The organism is Variovorax sp. P4_D9 (assembly GCF_056401695.1).
The window spans coordinates 1-14,791 of sequence record NZ_JBFUIU010000149.1; the positions used below are offsets into that span (position 1 = coordinate 1).

General features: G+C 63.7%; 17 protein-coding genes and 2 pseudogenes. 9 read left to right on the forward strand and 10 right to left on the reverse strand.

Going from position 1 to position 14,791, the window contains the following annotated elements; genetic code table 11:
- Positions 1–222: 222 nt before the first annotated feature.
- On the forward strand, positions 223–1,272 hold the full coding sequence (locus AC1DY5_RS17645; RefSeq protein WP_478113379.1) for a methyltransferase: 1,050 nt from the start codon (positions 223–225) through the stop codon (positions 1,270–1,272).
- 71 nt (positions 1,273–1,343) lie between these two features.
- Here AC1DY5_RS17645 and AC1DY5_RS17650 read toward each other — a convergent pair.
- A pseudogene (locus AC1DY5_RS17650) lies at positions 1,344–1,940 on the reverse strand (beta-eliminating lyase-related protein); the annotation flags it as partial.
- 90 nt (positions 1,941–2,030) lie between these two features.
- The gene (locus AC1DY5_RS17655) at positions 2,031–2,879 is read right to left on the reverse strand and encodes an N-acyl homoserine lactonase family protein (RefSeq protein WP_478113381.1); all 849 of its coding nucleotides are present in this window, start codon (positions 2,877–2,879) and stop codon (positions 2,031–2,033) included.
- A gap of 402 nt (positions 2,880–3,281) precedes the next feature.
- Here AC1DY5_RS17655 and AC1DY5_RS17660 point away from each other — a divergent pair.
- Positions 3,282–3,664: pseudogene (locus AC1DY5_RS17660) on the forward strand (DUF1254 domain-containing protein).
- 31 nt (positions 3,665–3,695) lie between these two features.
- On the opposite strand, the gene AC1DY5_RS17665 reads toward AC1DY5_RS17660, so the two are convergent.
- The gene (locus tag AC1DY5_RS17665) at positions 3,696–3,872 is read right to left on the reverse strand and encodes a hypothetical protein (protein WP_478113400.1); all 177 of its coding nucleotides are present in this window, start codon (positions 3,870–3,872) and stop codon (positions 3,696–3,698) included.
- A 128-nt stretch (positions 3,873–4,000) separates the two neighbouring features.
- Here AC1DY5_RS17665 and AC1DY5_RS17670 point away from each other — a divergent pair, with 128 nt between their 5' ends.
- Both AC1DY5_RS17670 and AC1DY5_RS17675 read left to right on the forward strand, forming a co-directional pair.
- On the forward strand, positions 4,001–4,414 hold the full coding sequence (locus AC1DY5_RS17670; RefSeq protein WP_478113399.1) for a DUF1214 domain-containing protein: 414 nt from the start codon (positions 4,001–4,003) through the stop codon (positions 4,412–4,414).
- The gene (locus AC1DY5_RS17675; RefSeq protein ID WP_478113382.1) at positions 4,407–5,225 is read left to right on the forward strand and encodes a class I SAM-dependent methyltransferase; all 819 of its coding nucleotides are present in this window, start codon (positions 4,407–4,409) and stop codon (positions 5,223–5,225) included. Before AC1DY5_RS17670 ends, AC1DY5_RS17675 begins: the two co-directional genes overlap by 8 nt.
- Positions 5,226–5,273: 48 nt before the next feature.
- Here AC1DY5_RS17675 and AC1DY5_RS17680 read toward each other — a convergent pair whose 3' ends face one another.
- Positions 5,274–5,771 (reverse strand): Lrp/AsnC family transcriptional regulator, encoded by a 498-nt coding sequence (locus tag AC1DY5_RS17680; RefSeq protein WP_478113383.1) that lies wholly within the window; start codon positions 5,769–5,771, stop codon positions 5,274–5,276.
- Between the two features lie 132 nt (positions 5,772–5,903).
- On the opposite strand from AC1DY5_RS17680, the gene AC1DY5_RS17685 reads away from it, so the two are divergent.
- Positions 5,904–6,920, forward strand: a complete 1,017-nt coding sequence (locus tag AC1DY5_RS17685; RefSeq protein ID WP_478113384.1) for a 1-aminocyclopropane-1-carboxylate deaminase — start codon at positions 5,904–5,906, stop codon at positions 6,918–6,920.
- Positions 6,921–7,110: 190 nt separating this feature from the next.
- Here AC1DY5_RS17685 and AC1DY5_RS17690 read toward each other — a convergent pair whose 3' ends face one another.
- Positions 7,111–7,677 (reverse strand): cold shock domain-containing protein, encoded by a 567-nt coding sequence (locus AC1DY5_RS17690; protein WP_478113386.1) that lies wholly within the window; start codon positions 7,675–7,677, stop codon positions 7,111–7,113.
- 181 nt (positions 7,678–7,858) lie between these two features.
- Here AC1DY5_RS17690 and AC1DY5_RS17695 point away from each other — a divergent pair, with 181 nt between their 5' ends.
- From AC1DY5_RS17695 to AC1DY5_RS17705, 3 genes are read left to right on the forward strand one after another with little or no spacing between them, the layout of a single operon-like run.
- A complete protein-coding gene (locus AC1DY5_RS17695) occupies positions 7,859–8,944 on the forward strand; it encodes a carboxymuconolactone decarboxylase family protein (RefSeq protein WP_478113388.1) in 1,086 nt (361 codons plus the stop codon).
- Positions 8,941–9,723, forward strand: a complete 783-nt coding sequence (locus AC1DY5_RS17700) for an adenylate/guanylate cyclase domain-containing protein (protein ID WP_478113390.1) — start codon at positions 8,941–8,943, stop codon at positions 9,721–9,723. Before AC1DY5_RS17695 ends, AC1DY5_RS17700 begins: the two co-directional genes overlap by 4 nt.
- A gap of 56 nt (positions 9,724–9,779) precedes the next feature.
- On the forward strand, positions 9,780–10,337 hold the full coding sequence (locus tag AC1DY5_RS17705) for a dihydrofolate reductase family protein (protein ID WP_478113391.1): 558 nt from the start codon (positions 9,780–9,782) through the stop codon (positions 10,335–10,337).
- Between the two features lie 151 nt (positions 10,338–10,488).
- Here AC1DY5_RS17705 and AC1DY5_RS17710 read toward each other — a convergent pair whose 3' ends face one another.
- The gene (locus AC1DY5_RS17710; protein ID WP_478113393.1) at positions 10,489–10,647 is read right to left on the reverse strand and encodes a hypothetical protein; all 159 of its coding nucleotides are present in this window, start codon (positions 10,645–10,647) and stop codon (positions 10,489–10,491) included.
- Between the two features lie 275 nt (positions 10,648–10,922).
- Positions 10,923–11,120 (reverse strand): type II toxin-antitoxin system TacA family antitoxin, encoded by a 198-nt coding sequence (locus AC1DY5_RS17715; protein WP_478113394.1) that lies wholly within the window; start codon positions 11,118–11,120, stop codon positions 10,923–10,925.
- A gap of 318 nt (positions 11,121–11,438) precedes the next feature.
- Here AC1DY5_RS17715 and AC1DY5_RS17720 point away from each other — a divergent pair, with 318 nt between their 5' ends.
- Positions 11,439–12,377: a Bug family tripartite tricarboxylate transporter substrate binding protein gene (locus AC1DY5_RS17720; RefSeq protein WP_478113395.1), complete on the forward strand. Its 939-nt coding sequence runs from the start codon at positions 11,439–11,441 to the stop codon at positions 12,375–12,377.
- Between the two features lie 37 nt (positions 12,378–12,414).
- Here the strand turns inward: AC1DY5_RS17720 and glnA are convergent, their stop codons facing one another.
- From glnA to AC1DY5_RS17735, 3 genes are all read right to left on the reverse strand, one after another.
- A complete protein-coding gene (glnA, locus tag AC1DY5_RS17725) occupies positions 12,415–13,908 on the reverse strand; it encodes a type I glutamate--ammonia ligase (RefSeq protein WP_478113396.1) in 1,494 nt (497 codons plus the stop codon).
- Between the two features lie 113 nt (positions 13,909–14,021).
- The gene (locus AC1DY5_RS17730) at positions 14,022–14,273 is read right to left on the reverse strand and encodes a hypothetical protein (protein ID WP_478113397.1); all 252 of its coding nucleotides are present in this window, start codon (positions 14,271–14,273) and stop codon (positions 14,022–14,024) included.
- 143 nt (positions 14,274–14,416) lie between these two features.
- The coding region (locus tag AC1DY5_RS17735) for a nuclear transport factor 2 family protein (RefSeq protein ID WP_478113398.1) at positions 14,417–14,791 on the reverse strand (375 nt) is incomplete at its 5' end.

Genomic DNA, 14,791 nt, shown 5'->3' on the forward strand with positions numbered 1-14,791 from the left:
ACGCACCACCGTGTCATCCGTTAATGACGAGCAAGCGTACATGGTTCAGACTTCCTTGGATTGCATGGAAAAATGACCGCGGCGGAACCTAGCGGCCGGCGAAAGCGGGCTCGCGGTAATTCTGCACCTGTGCCATCATCGGCCCCCGGTCGGGCAAGCGCGATTCCGTAGAACGCCGGAAACCAGGTTTTGAGTGCAGGCAACCAAGCGCGGAGGTTTGCCATGACCGATGAGGGAAGCGAAGCCGATCGAGAAGCACTTGATGTTCTGATCCGTGGATTTCAGGTCTCGCGGATGCTCCGACTGGTGGCTGACCTCGGCCTCGCGGACAAGGTTCCGAAAGACGGCAGCCGCCATGTGAGCGACCTGGCCAAGGAATGTTCGGTACTTGCCACGCCGCTGCTGCGGGTACTGCGCGCGCTGGCCGCCTTTGGCGTCTTTCGAATCGGCGTCGACGACAGCGTCGCTCATTCGCCTCGATCCGTGCTCCTGAGGACTGATGCGCCGAACAGCCTTCACTATGGCGCCAGGTTCTGGACCGCACCCGGCTCGTGGAAGGCCTGGGGCTTTCTGGATGCCGCCCTTGCTGGCGACACCCCCCACCAAGCCGCCTGGAACATGGGCCGCTTCCAGTATCTTCGCGAGCATCCCGATGAGGCTCGTAGCTTCGACGCCTTCATGGCGAACTTCCCCGATCGCCGCCACCAGGTTCTCGCGGCCAGCTTCGACTTTTCCGCAGCGAAGCTGATCATCGACATCGGTGGTGGCAACGGAGAGACTTTGCGGCAGATACTCGCGCGCTTCGCCGGGCCGCGCGGACTGGTCTACGACCGCGACGACGTCGTGGCGGCCATTGCGCTGGAAGCGCGAGCTGGCGGACGCATCGACGTTCGAGGTGGAAGCTTCTTCGACCTCGTCCCTGAAGGCGCGGACATCTACCTCCTCATCCGCGTGCTGCACGACTGGTCCGACGACGATTGCATTCGCATCCTGCGCAATTGCCGTGCCGCGATGTCACCGGGCGCGCGCTTGCTGGTCGTCGACCAGATCATCGAACCCGATCCAACGCTCGGACGGCCGACGGGCTACCTGGTCGACACGCAGATGATGGCCATGTTCGGCACGGCGCGAGAGCGCACCAAGGTGGAATTCTGCGAACTGCTCCAGGCCTCGGGCTTCGCGCTCGAGCGCGCGATCGAGACCACATCGCCGGTCTGGGTGCTGGAGGTCATTCCCGTTGTCGCTGGCGAGGCTGCGCATGCCCAGGCCTGAGAGTCAGGCGCAGCGCCTCGGCGTCCTCGCCATCGCCCTCGACGGCCTCACAGCGCGTTCCCGGCGTCGGACATGAGCTTCCCCGCCAGGGTGTTCTCGAGCGCCAGCAGCCGCGTTCTTGCGAAATGCTCGTTGTCCGGCTGGTTTGCTGCCTTGGTCCGATCCAGGGAAAGGGTTCCGTCCGCATCGTATTCGATCGGTTGAGGCTGAACGCCGCCGAGCGCGGCGGCGCCACCGCCCTCCCATCGGTAGCAATGCGCCTGACCCACGATGTATTCGTCGCCGCGGCCGCAATGGGCCAGGATCGCACACAGGTTGCTCTGGGTTCCAGTTTCAAGCAGCCCGGCAAAGTGCGGCGAACCTCTTCCGACCAGAGGATGCGCGGGCCCCGCGACGACGTCCAGTCGGTCCGGTATCAGCTGGGAGAACTCCCAGCCTTCGGGCCACACGGCCGGCTCGCGGCACAGCATCAGGTCCACTTCGCGGTTCGAGATCAATGCGCCTGCCTGCGCCGCATTGGCCTCCCGAAGCTCGATCAGGATCTGGGAGTTCAACTCGCCGAAAACCGGCAGCGCCCGCACGACAGGCCGGTGACCGCTCCAAGGATTGCGCCGACGCGCACGATGGTGTGCTCGTTCATGCGCCGAAAGGCGACGAACTGGGCGCACTACTACAAGCAGTCAACGGCGCAACCCGCCGAGTGGCCGCTGGTCCACTCGGCGAGGGATCCGCACGCTTCAGAACGTGCCCCTGCCGCCCTACTCGTAGAACGCGGGCGACAGCTTCTGTCCGTCGCGCTGCGCCTTGTCGTGGTTGATCCAGAGCTGGGCCTTGTCCCTGGCCATGATGTTCGCGAGCCGCTGCATCGAGGCGGCGGTCTGCTCCGCGTTGTAATTGATCGGGGGGACGCGTCTGTTGTCCCAGTTGTCCTTGAAGTGAGCGGCATCACCGGACAGCAGGACGGCACCGGTCCGGGGCAGCTTCACGAGCAGCGACTCGTGCCCCGCGGTGTGCCCAGGTGTTGAAATGATCGTCACACTGCCGTCACCGAACACGTCGCGGTCGCCTTCCAGCGTGGTCACCGTCCCGCTGGGCCGGGTCCGAAGGGAGCTGCCGGTCGAGGACTCGTATTCGGCTTTCTGCACCAGCAGCATCGAGTTCGGGAACATGTCGACATTGCCGATGTGATCGGGGTGGCTATGAGACACCGCAACGTACTTGATGTCCGACGGCTTCAACCCGAGTTCGTCGATCTGCGCCGCGAGCGTCTTCGGCAGGCGCCAGGTGATCGYGCGCGGGTCCGAAGGTCGCAAGCCCTCGGGCATGGCCGCGACCGAGTCGGCGAGGCCCGTGTCCCATAGCATCCAACCCTGCGCGTGCTTGATGAGGTAGCAGCTGTTGGCGAATGGCATCGACTTGCCAACGTTGACGCCCGGCGACCAGCGCGAGATGTCTCCCGCGACGCCTTCGCCACAGTTCAGGATGTAGAGACGCTGCACACCGGTCGGCGGCGTTGGCGAAACGACGGGCTGGGAGCACGCCTGCAACAGGGACAGGACCGCCGCGAGGCCGGCCACCATCAGGCCGAGACGCTTGACAGACATCATGTTGCTCCTTCCTGTTCACAGGAAGCCGATCGTAGCGTTTAACGACGAGAAAGGAGCTCTTACAGCGCGCGCCGACCATCAATACGGCTTTGGTCCAATTTCAGGGAACGCGGGAGCCCGGTAGATTTTGACCTCATCGTCAATCCACCCCAATCTCGACAGCGAGCACATATGTCGGCCCTCGGCAGTTGGGCTCCCAGCGCGTTTGCGGCCGACGGCCTTATGGCGGACCTCGCGGAGAGGGTCGAAGCCGGAGTCGGCTCGGTGGAAACCGATGTCAAGGCACGGCGAGCGCGCGATATCGGCATCGAAGCCTACATTTACGCCTACCCGCTGGTCACGATGGAACTGACGCGACGCGGCATGGTCAACGTGGTGGCCCCTGAAGGCGACAAGGCACCGATGGGACATTTCGTGCGGCTGCGCGGCTACCCGCCTGCGGAAAACCACGCGGTTACGGCGCCCAATGCCGACACGCTCTACACCATCGCGTGGTTCGACGTGTCGAAGGGCCGATCATCATCGACCAGCCCGACATGAAGGGGCGTTTCTTCCTGCTGCCGTTCCTGGACGGATGGACCACCGTCTTTGCCGACCCCGGAGCGCGCACGACGGGCAGTGGCGCCTTGAAGATCGCCATCACCGGCCCCGGATGGAAGGGCAAGCTGCCGGCCGGCGTCAAGCAGTACCAGTCGGCCACCGGCATGGTGTGGCTACTCGGCGGCTTTATTGCACCAGCACGCCCGAGGATAATGCGGCGGTTCATGCGCTGCAGGACCAGATGAGCGCGGTGCCGCTGTCGTCGTACGGCAAGCCCTACACCCCGCCGCCGGGCAGCGTCGATCCGAGCGTGGACACCAAGACCTCGACGCGCGAGCAGGTCAACGCCATGGATGCGACCGCCTTCTTCACGCTGTTCGCGCAATCGCTCAACACCAACCCACCCACGGCCGCCGACGCGCCCATGGTCAAGAAGCTCGCAAGCATCGGCATCGTGCGCAGGACTTCGACCCCTCCAAGCTCAGTCCCGCCGTCAGCAAGGGACTCGCCCAGGTGCCCAAGCCGTCCCAGGCCAAGCGCCCGAGAATGCGGTCTACCCGACCTCGCAAGGACCGGACGTCCTGCAGAAGTACGACGGTGCCAAGAAGTACGTGGTGCACTTCAAGAAGGGCGAGCTGCCGCCGGTCCATGGCTTCTGGTCGCTGACCATGTACGACGCCGACTACTTCTTCGTGCCGAATGCGCTCAACCGCCACACGCTGAGCCAGCGCAACGACCCGAAGGTGAATCCGGACGGATCGGTCGATCTCCACATACAGGCCGAATCGCATGGCAAGGACAAGGAAGCGAACTGGCTTCCGGCGCCCAGGGGCCAGTTCATCCTGATGATGCAGCTGTACCGGCCGAGCGCGAAGACGCCGTCGATTCTCAACGGGACGTGGACGGTTCCGAGGGCGAAAGAAGTAGGCGTGAGTACACGCGCACCGGCGTACCATCCAGCGCTGCATACCGTCGCGGAGGTGCGCCGTGAGTGAATCTGATCCCTACTTCCTAGGCTATCGGCAGGCGGAGCAAGATCGTCTGGGGCGACAAGCTCAAGAGCTTGCGGCCGAATCGAACTGGCTGTTCGATCATGTCGGTGTAGCGGCGGGCTGGCGCGTGATCGAGATTGGCTGTGGCCCTCAGGGTTGCCTGGGCCTTCTCGCCGGGCGCGTCGGTGCGACGGGCGGGGTCGTCGGCGTGGAACGCAGCGCCGAGCAAGTGCAGCGTGCACGAAGCTTCGTCGCGGACAGCCATCTGACGAACGTCGAAGTTCTGCATGCCGATGGTCGCGACACGGGCCTGCCCGGGCAATCGTTCGATCTCGCGACCGCACGACTGGTTCTGGTCAACGTTCCGCAACCCGAGGGCCTGCTGCAGGAGATGGTCCGACTGGTCCGACCCGGAGGCGTGGTTGCCTTGCATGAGGCCGAGTCCAGCACGCAGCGATGCGACCCACCCCACCACGCCCAAACCCGTTTGCTCGAGCTGCTCAACACTTCGGCCCGAATGGACGGGATCGACCGGACGATCGGCTCGAAGGTGCCGCGCTTGATGCGTGAAGCCGGGTTGGTGGATATCCGCGTGCAACCGTGGGTACACGCCTACCCGGTGGGTCATGGGCGTCGCATGCTGCTGCTTGACTTCGTAGAGAACGCGCGGGCCAGGCTCCTCGATCAGCAATTGATCGAAGAAGCCGAATTGAACGAGTTGACGGCCCTTCTGAAGCGTCACCTCGAAGACCCCGGAACACTGGTGCTGTCGAGCACCTTCGTTCAGGCCTGGGGGCGCACACCGGAGAAGTGAGGAAGGGTGAACGCCGAGCCGCCGAGCCTCGCTCGAGCAGGCTCCGGATCAAGCCTGCAGCGGCAGCTGCGTCGTCGACATCACCTGCTTGAGCACCATGAAGGTCCGTATCTGCCGCACGCCAGGCAGGTATAGCAGCTGCTCGGCGTGCAGGCGGTTGTAGCTGTCGTTGTCGCGCGTGCGCACCAGCATGAAGTAGTCGAACTCGCCCGTGACCACATGGCATTCGAGGCAACCAGACACCTTCTGCACGGCCTTCTCGAAACTGGCGAATGACTCGGGCGTGGAGCGGTCGAGCACCACGCCGATCATGACCAGCGTGCCGAAGCCCAGCGCCCCCGGATCGAGCAGTGCCACCACCTTCCTGATCAGCCCCATCGACTTGAGTCGCTCGACCCGCCGCAGGCAGGCCGGCGCGCTCAGGTTGACCTTGGCAGCGAGCGCCACGTTCGACACCGAGGCATCGCGTTGCAGCGCCCGCAGGATGGCGCGGTCGGTTCGATCCAGCTCACCCTTGCCTTGCAATTTTGTTGTGTTCGTAGTCATTTTTACGAAATAGATCGATCAGATTTTTTTAAGTCGCCGTCCATAGTGTCGCAGTTGGACCTAATTTTGCAACCATCGAACAGGCGATCCTTCTTACGATTCGCTTCATCTCGTCGAACAAGGAATCGCCCCATGAACCTGCAGAAATTCCCGCGCTACCCGCTCACCTTCGGGCCCACGCCTATCCAGCCCTTGCGGCGGCTCAGCGCCCATCTGGGCGGCAAGGTCGCGCTCTATGCCAAGCGCGAGGACTGCAACAGCGGCCTGGCCTTCGGCGGCAACAAGACGCGCAAGCTCGAATACCTGATCCCGGAAGCCATCGAAGGCGGCTACGACACGCTGGTGTCGATCGGCGGCATCCAGTCGAACCAGACGCGGCAGGTCGCCGCGGTGGCCGCCCACCTTGGCATGAAGTGCGTGCTGGTACAGGAGAACTGGGTCAACTATTCGGACGCGGTGTACGACCGGGTCGGCAATATCGAGATGTCGCGCATCATGGGCGCCGACGTGCGACTCGATGCCGCCGGCTTCGACATCGGCATTCGCAAGAGTTGGGAAGACGCCATGGACAGCGTGCGCCAGGCCGGCGGCAAGCCGTTCCCGATTCCCGCGGGCTGCTCCGAGCATCCGAAGGGCGGGCTCGGCTTCGTGGGCTTCGCGGAAGAAGTGCGGCAGCAGGAAGCCGAACTCGGCTTCAAGTTCGACTACATCGTCACCTGTTCCGTCACCGGCAGCACCCAGGCCGGCATGGTGGTGGGCTTTGCGGCCGACGGGCGCGCCGACCGCGTGATCGGCATCGACGCATCGGCCAAGCCACAGCAGACCTTCGACCAGATTCTGCGCATCTCGAGGAACACGGCCGAGTCGGTCGAACTCGGCCGCGAGATCACCGACAAGGACGTGGTGCTCGACACCCGCTTCGGCGGACCGGAGTACGGATTGCCGAACGAAGGAACACTCGAAGCGATTCGCCTGAGCGCCCGCATGGAGGCCATGCTCACCGACCCGGTGTACGAGGGCAAGTCGATGCACGGAATGATCGAAAAGGTGAGGCTCGGCGAGTTTCCCGAGGGCTCGAAGGTGCTGTACGCGCACCTTGGCGGCGTGCCGGCCCTCAACGCCTACAGCTTCCTGTTTCGCAACGGCTGAAAGCGGAGGATCGCCGCCCACCTGAAAAAGCATAATGAGGACGGCGCTGTCTCGCGGCGCCCAGAGCCGTTGCCGGATGGCGATGTGCTGCTCGCGGGGGGCGCCAACGACCTGAGGTCGTTGGCCACGGCGGAGTTGCATGTGCCGTAGTGGCGTCTGCGGGTGGCCGTCCGTGTATCTGCTGCGAGGACTACTTGGCAAACGGGCTGGTGCACCATTGCTGCTCGCAGGGCACGCCGTCGTGATTGCCGTCCATTTGAGTGCCGGGACAATTCTTCAGGAAGTACTTTGCCTCGCTGCATGATGTCATTTGCGAGCAATGGGTCCGTCCGTCGCATAGGTAACGGCTCGGCGCGAGTTCGGCGCCGACGGCCTCATGGGACGCCACCGCAGCAGCCGGGCGTGGCCGCACGAAGTGTCGTTGGTACTGCGCATAGCCGAACGCCCCGATGGCGACCACCAGGACGAAGACAATCAGTGCGTTGATCGGTGAGCGTCTGCTGTGAGTGGACTGCGACTGCCCTCGCGGATACGTGGACGGCCACCCAAGCGCTTGCCGATAGACATTCACCGCCTGAGGCTTGCCGTCCTTGCCGCGGCCAAGTTCGTAGGTGAGCGTCTCGCCCACCGTTGGACGAGATCCGTCCCTTGGGAGCGCGCTGATGTGAACGAACAGCTCGCGTCCACCGCTTCGCGGCGCAATGAAGCCGAACCCACGCTCGTCATTCCAGCTGATGAGTTTTCCGGTGAGTGCCATATTCGACGAGGTCTGAGACTTTGATTGCCGACAAGATTCAAGTGCCCGCGCTGCAAAACTATACCGATGGCCTCGGGATCGTCGTTCAACGGCGGCGAGGCCGTGCGTTGCGGCAGAATTTGCACGGTCGGCGCGACAATGCTGGCGAAGAACACTGCGTCCGATATCCTTGGAGTGGCTGATGGCTGTATTGCTGAGCGAAATCCAGTGGGGAGACCCGGTTCTTCCGGTGGCGCACGATGTGGCGTGGGAAGCCGAACTCAAGAGCCGCGGCGCCCAGGTCCTCGAGGTCGACCGTCGGGTCGCACCCAGCCGCTGGCTGCGCGAGGCAGCCTACGAAGCGACGAACTATGTGCCGGCCGCTCTGCCCGAACGGCTGCACCGCATCGGCAGCATGGTGACGGCTCAGGAAAACTCATGCCGTTACTGCTATGGGGCGAACCGCGCCTACATGAAGGTGCTGGGCTATTCCGAGTCTTTCATCCAGCAAGTCGAACGCGACGTGCAGACCGCCGAGCTGGACGAAAAGGAGCGCGCGTATATCGCCTTCTGCCGCAGCCTGGCCCGATCGAGGCCACGCCCGGCCGCGGCCGAGCGTGTCGCCCTGCTCAAACTCGGCTACACCCCCGAGCAAATAGGCGAGATCGCCTTTGCGATCTCGCTCGGGTGCTTCTACAACCGCGTCAGCACCCTGCTGGCGTGTCCGCCGGAACAGAAGTTCGAGCGCATGGCCAGTGGACCGTTCCGCTGGCTGCTCGCGCTCGCGATTCCGTTGATGAAGAAGTTCGCGCCGAGAAGGCCGCTGGAAGCGGCGCCGGATCGGGCTACGTTGGCTGCCGGTCCCTTTGGCGTGGTGGTGGCGCCGCTTGCCGGACTGCGTGCGGGCGCGGTCATGAAGGCGGCGCTCGACGGCTCGTTCGAAACGGGGGTGCTGAGCCGCAGCGCGAAGGCGCTGATGTTCGCCGTGGTCGCGCGCACGCTCGGCTGCCCGCATTGCGAAGCCGCGGCGACCCGATTGCTTCTCGAAGAGGGCCTGAGTCAATCGGAAATCGATAGCGCAATGGCGACGCTTCGTTGCCCCCGCTTGGCGCAGCGCGAGGCCGGCCTCATGGCTTGGGCGCGCGAGACCGTGTACTACGAGCCTTCGTCGATCCAGCAGAAGACACGCGCCCTCGGTGCCGAACTGGGCGCGGACGCGTTGCTGGAAGCCATCGGCGTGGCATCGCTGGCGAATGGGACCGTTCGGCTGGCCATGTTGCTGGAATGACGGCGCTGGCCTGGGTCCTTGCCGCGGTCGGGGCCATCGTCCTTTCGGGCCTGACAGTGCGCGTCCTACGCGGCCGCCGCCAGAACGACCAGCTCGAGAAGCTGTTGATGGCCGCCGATGAAAAACTGGAGCGACTCCAAGGTCAGTTCGAGCGCTTCGTGCCGGCTGACGTGGTGGAGCGACTCACCCGTACCGGTGACGCTTTCGAACCCGAGCGGCGGCAGGTGACGATGTTGTTTGCCGACCTGCGGGGCTTCACGGCCCTCTGCGACCGGCTCGACCCCGCCGTCACGGTGAGCATCCTGAACGACTACTTCCGCCACATGACTGTTGCCATTACTCACCATCACGGGCATGTCACCGAGTTCGTGGGCGATGGCTTGCTGGCCCTGTTCGGCGCCTTGGAGTCCAACCCCTGGCAGGCGCGCGACGCCGTGCTGGCCGCGCTGGAAATGCGCGCGCAACTGGCGCGCTACAACGCCACTTCGCGTGAGAAGGGCCTGCCCGAACTGCGCTTCGGCATCGGCATCCACGGTGGGGAGGTGGTGGCGGGCGTGATCGGCACCCCCGGCCTTTCGAAGTTCAGCGTGACGGGCGACCCGATCAACGTCGCCTCCCGGGTCGAAGGGTTGACCAGCAAGTACGAAGTCGATCTGCTGATCACGGAGGACATTCGCCGCAAGGTTGACGATCAGTTTCGCCTGCGGCCCATGCCACCGGCAATGATCAAGGGCAAGGCGGAGCTGATCCAGACCTACTACGTCGAGGCCAAGGTGTGAGTGGCGTGCTCGTTGTGACTGGCCAGGCGTAGCAAACTCAAGGAGAGACCGCGAGCATGAAGACCCAGTACTACACCGCTTGCAGCCTCGACGGCTTTATCGCGACGGACGACCATTCATTGGAATGGCTGTTTCCACTCGGCGACATCAACGACACCAGCTATCCCAGTTTCATCCAGGGCGTCGGTGCACTCGCGATGGGGTCGTCGACATACGAATGGATGTTGYGTCACGTCGTCAAGCCAGGGACCAAGGACCAGGCAGCATGGCCCTACGAGCAACCCGCATGGGTGTTCAGCAGCCGCGACCTACCTCGCGTGCCCTCCGCGGCCATTCATTTCGTCCGAGGTGACGTGAGGCCCGTGCACGAGGCAATGAAGCCGGCCGCCGGGGGCAAGAACATCTGGCTCGTTGGCGGTGGCGATCTTGTCGGTCAGTTCTATGACGCTGGGTTGCTTGACGAGATCATTGTTCAAGTCGGATCCGTGACTCTGAGCTCGGGCAAGCCGTTGCTTCCGCGTCGCATCGTGTCGCCTTCCCTGCAACTCAAGGATGCCAAGTTTGTCGGGCCGGGTTTTGCCGAGCTCACCTACTCGGTGCCGAGGAAGCGATGACACTTGAGCTGACGGTCGCCCTTGCGCACCTTGTGCGGCAGAAGGCCCCGGCGAAGGATGAACAACGGCGCGTACACGCCGGCAAATCGCCTCTTCTTGGAGCTCCATTGTTGTCGCGGCCGCAGATCACGGGGTGCGACACCGATGCTGTTTACAGGATTGCTTTCAGGTCGGTAAACGTGACCATCAACATCATCGGATCGAACGGCGACGTCTCGAAACCGATCCGCTCGTAGTAAGCCTTCGCTTCGGGTGAGAGTGCATGGACGATCATTCCTCGAATGCCGATGGTGTCTGCTGCCTGAATCACGCGCAGGCGTCACGCACCAGCGCTCAACCCCATCCGCCGCCTTGCCGGGATTGGTCCACGGCGAGTCGCGCAAGTACAACCACGAGAATCGGGTCTGGACCATTGTCGAGTGCCTACGCCGTAGTTTCAGCGCCGGGCCGTTTTCGTCGAAACATGCCGGACCCCTCCACACCCGAGGCGAACGATTCGATGTCGTGACTGGTATCCAGTCGCTCGGTTCCAACCGTCATGTGGGGTCCCACGGGGCCCTCGTTTGGATCGTCGTGCGCAGTCGCTCATTCGACTGGGGCGGCATGTCCGAGGACCTGGTCGAGCAACGTCTTCTCGGCGGCTGAGCGGGCAGCGTCCAACATGAAATCGGTGCGGTTCTTCCCGCTTGCCTTTGCCGCCCTGTCAATCAGGTTTCGTTCCTCGGGCTTGATGCGGATATTCAGCGTTTCTCGCTTGTCGGGCGCGGCGCTCGGTGAGGGCATGACTTGGCCTCCTGCCATTCATTGCTAGCAAAGCAATCTGTATGTCGTTGCCAGACCTTGGTTTGCCATGGTTAGGGTCAGTAAGCGACGCGCTTCGTGACCAAATCCTCGCAGCGCACCGCCGCTCAGGGATTACCCGCGTCGGCATGGCTTTCGCACTGAATAGGATGGGCAGCCCATTACTTTTAGATACAAATGCCAAGAATCGATCGCCGCGACTCGCCTTTTTCGAACCAACTCGTGCCCAGCGCAAACGGAAAAGCCCTGCGGCGTCGCGACTTCGCCGCCTGGCTGGCTGCCGCGACGGCAAGTGTTGCCATGGCCGACCCGGCGTGGTCCCAGGCGGGACCGTCCAATCCTGCGGGCAATGCCCCCCTCGCACGCTTGCGCATCGTTATTCCGGCCAACGAGGGTGGCGGCTGGGACCAAACCGGCCGGGCGCTGGGTGCTGCAATGCAGGCGGCGGGCGTGGTGAGCGCCATCGACTACGAGAACATCGGTGGCAAGGGCGGCACGATCGGCCTGGCGAAGTACGTAGAAAAGTACGATGCGGACCCGAATGCGCTTCTGATGAGCGGCATGGTCATGGTGGGCGCTGTCGCGCTGCAGAAGCCCGCCGTCGACATGAGCCGCATTCAGCCGATTGCGCGGCTGACGAGTGACTACGAGGTGGTGGCGGTGAAGGCCGACTCGCCCATCGCCACCGTCAAGGACTTGATCGGCAGGCTTCGCGCTAACCCGGGCGCGACCGCGATCGCGGGCGGATCCTCGGGCGGGGTCGACCACATGTTTGCCGGCATGCTCGCCCGACTTGCCGGAAGCTCCGTCAATCTGGTCTATCTTCCCAACGCAGGCGGTGCGCAGGTTGTGGAGGCGCTCGAGTCCGGCAAGGCCGTGGCCGGCATCTCGGGCTACAGCGAATTCAGCGAAAGCATCGCCAGCGGCAAGCTGCGCGCCATCGGCGTGTCCGCGAAACGTCCCTTCCTCGGCATTCCGTCCGCGCGCGAGCAGGGCGTCGACGCCGATCTCGCCAATTGGCGCGGCATCTTCACCGGGAAGTCGGTGCCACCCAAACGCCAGCAGGAATTGGTCGCTGCGGCACGCCGCGCAGTTCAGACCGATGCCTGGCAGAAAACGCTCAAGCGCCAGAACTGGGACGCTTCCTGGATGGAGGGCAAGGACTTCCAGGGATACCTGGAACTTGATTCCGCCATGGCCGGCGTGATGACGATGATCCTGAAGCTGAAGACAGGCTGAGCCGGAATCGTTGCCAATCCTTCATGCTGGGCAGGCCTCAGGCATCGAAGTAGAGTTGGAACTCCCACGGGTGGGGGCGCAGCCTCACGGGATCGACCTCGTGCTTCCACTTGTATTCGAGCCACGTTTCGATCACGTCCTTGGTGAACACGTCTCCGCGCATCAGGAAGTCGTGATCCTTCTCCAGCGCGCGGAGTGACTCCTCGAGCGATCCGGGGACCTTCGCGATGCTCTTGGCCTCTTCAGGGGGTAGCTCGTAGATGTTCTTGTCGAGCGGCGGGCCCGGGTCGGTCTTGTTGGCGATCCCGTCGAGGCCCGCCATGAGCATCGCGGCGAACGCGAGGTAGGCATTCGCAGTCGGGTCCGGACAACGGAACTCGACGCGCCTCGCATTCGGCGAGTCCGAATACATCGGAATGCGCGCCGCGGCCGAGCGATTTCGCTGCGACATCACCAGGTTCACCGGCGCCTCGTAGCCCGGTACCAGCCGGCGGTAGGAGTTGGTGGTCGGCGCACAGAACGCCATCAGCGCGTGCGCATGCTTGAGCAGTCCGCCGATGTACCAGCGACACAGCTCGGAGGTCAGCGCCCAACCCTTGGCGTCGTAGAAGAGATTGCGCTTCTCGTTCCACAGGCTCTGGTGACAGTGCATGCCGCTCGCGTTGTCAGCGAAGAGCGGCTTCGGCATAAACGTGGCAACCTTGCCGTGCCGGCGCGCGATGTTCTTGACGAAGTACTTGTAGACCATCACGTTGTCGGCCATCCGCACGAGCGGCGCGAACTTCATGTCGATCTCGTTCTGGCCCGCGGTCGATACCTCGTGGTGGTGGATCTCGACCTGCACACCCGCGTTCATCAGCTCGAGCACAATCTCCGAGCGGATGTCCTGAAGAGTGTCGTGCGGGGGCACCGGGAAATAGCCTTCCTTGTAGCGCGGCTTGTAGCCGAGATTCCCGCCCCCGAACGCGCCTTCGTCCCGGCCCGAGTTCCATGCGCCCTCGACCGAATCAACGTAGTAGTAGCCGCAATGCGTGTTCTGCTCGAACCGGATCGAGTCGAAGATGAAGAACTCCAGCTCCGGGCCGAAGTAGCAGGTCTGCGCGACCCCGGTGTCCTTCAAGTGACGCTCCGCCTTGCGGGCCACGAAACGCGGATCGCGCGAGTAGGGCCCCTTGAGGACCGGGTCGATCACGTTGCAGATCATCGAAAGCGTCGGGGTCTCGCACATCGGATCGATGAATACGGTGCTCGGGTCCGGCTGCAGCAGCATGTCCGACTCGTGGATCTCCTGGAAACCGCGGATCGAGGAGCCGTCGAACCCGATGCCGTCATCGAACAACTCGTCGTTGAGTTCCGGCAGCGCGATCGAGAAGTGCTGCCACAGTCCGGGCAGATCGGTGAACTTGAGGTCGACGATCTGGATTCCATGCTCCCGCACGAAGGCGATCACCTCCTTCGCATTCTTGGGCGGATTCACCCGGTAGGAGCCGGGCTCGAACTGGGCGATTGGGCGCTTTTTCTCGGTTGCCATGGTCCTCTCCTCGGGTGAGGGTTACCCAGCGTCGGGCCTCGGCGCGTTCGAACAAGACGGCCGAGCAGCGCCCCAGGAATCCACTACAACGCCCGCTCGCGCGGGCATCGCTCTCAGTGCTGCGGGGAAGGCTCGCGATTCAGCCTCAGTCCCGTGCCGGCCAATGTCATGACGCCTTCCTTGTCGACGCCGACGTGCCGACCATCCGCCAGCTTGTATTCGGTGAGCCCCGTCGGCTCCCATTGGCCTTGCGTGTCGGGAACCGCGTCGAGACGGGCGAGGTGTTCATAGGCCTGGACATGGTAGGTCTGTCCATCGCTTCCGTGGGCGGTAAAAGTCTCGAGCAGGTGAAGCATCTTTTCCATGCGCGCTCTCCTTGCAACCGATAGAGCCGGGCGCCTTCGTGCATCCCAATGCGCTTGCGCGCGACCAGAAGGCGCAGGTCGAGAAAAGTTTGACGGGCCGCTGGCGGTGAAGTTCCGACCTTCCAGGTGGCCAGCCAGGACGCCTACTTCGCAGCCGCCTGCCGAGCGGCTGTGTCCGCGGTGCCGATCCAGCGGCTGATCTTGCCGTCCTTCAAGGTGAACACGTGGACCCATTCGCTGTCGAACACGGTCCCGTTCGGAAGCGGCCTCACGCGCTCCCAGCCGAGCACCGTCACGTGATCCGGCCCTTCGAGGAATTCGCGCGGTTCGAACTGCTGGATGTCATCGCTCTGGGCCAGGGTGGTGAACCAGGCCTCCACCGCCTTCTTGCCGGTGAACTTGCCCCCGTACGGGATTCCGGTGCTGGGGCTGGCGTGAAATTGCCAGTCCACGTCGTCGGTGAGCGTGGCCAGGATTCCGGGAACGTCGCGGCGTCCGAATGCGGCGTAGGCCTGCTG

Coding starts and splice junctions, on each gene's coding strand:
- AC1DY5_RS17645 (WP_478113379.1), top strand. CDS start 223: ATGACCGATGAGGGAAGCGAAGCCGATCGAGAAGCACTTGATGTTCTG.
- AC1DY5_RS17665 (WP_478113400.1), bottom strand. CDS start 3,872: ATGCCGATGCTTGCGAGCTTCTTGACCATGGGCGCGTCGGCGGCCGTG.
- AC1DY5_RS17680 (WP_478113383.1), bottom strand. CDS start 5,771: ATGACTACGAACACAACAAAATTGCAAGGCAAGGGTGAGCTGGATCGA.
- AC1DY5_RS17685 (WP_478113384.1), top strand. CDS start 5,904: ATGAACCTGCAGAAATTCCCGCGCTACCCGCTCACCTTCGGGCCCACG.
- AC1DY5_RS17690 (WP_478113386.1), bottom strand. CDS start 7,677: ATGGCACTCACCGGAAAACTCATCAGCTGGAATGACGAGCGTGGGTTC.
- AC1DY5_RS17695 (WP_478113388.1), top strand. CDS start 7,859: ATGGCTGTATTGCTGAGCGAAATCCAGTGGGGAGACCCGGTTCTTCCG.
- AC1DY5_RS17700 (WP_478113390.1), top strand. CDS start 8,941: ATGACGGCGCTGGCCTGGGTCCTTGCCGCGGTCGGGGCCATCGTCCTT.
- AC1DY5_RS17715 (WP_478113394.1), bottom strand. CDS start 11,120: ATGCCCTCACCGAGCGCCGCGCCCGACAAGCGAGAAACGCTGAATATC.
- AC1DY5_RS17720 (WP_478113395.1), top strand. CDS start 11,439: ATGGCCGACCCGGCGTGGTCCCAGGCGGGACCGTCCAATCCTGCGGGC.
- glnA (WP_478113396.1), bottom strand. CDS start 13,908: ATGGCAACCGAGAAAAAGCGCCCAATCGCCCAGTTCGAGCCCGGCTCC.
- AC1DY5_RS17730 (WP_478113397.1), bottom strand. CDS start 14,273: ATGGAAAAGATGCTTCACCTGCTCGAGACTTTTACCGCCCACGGAAGC.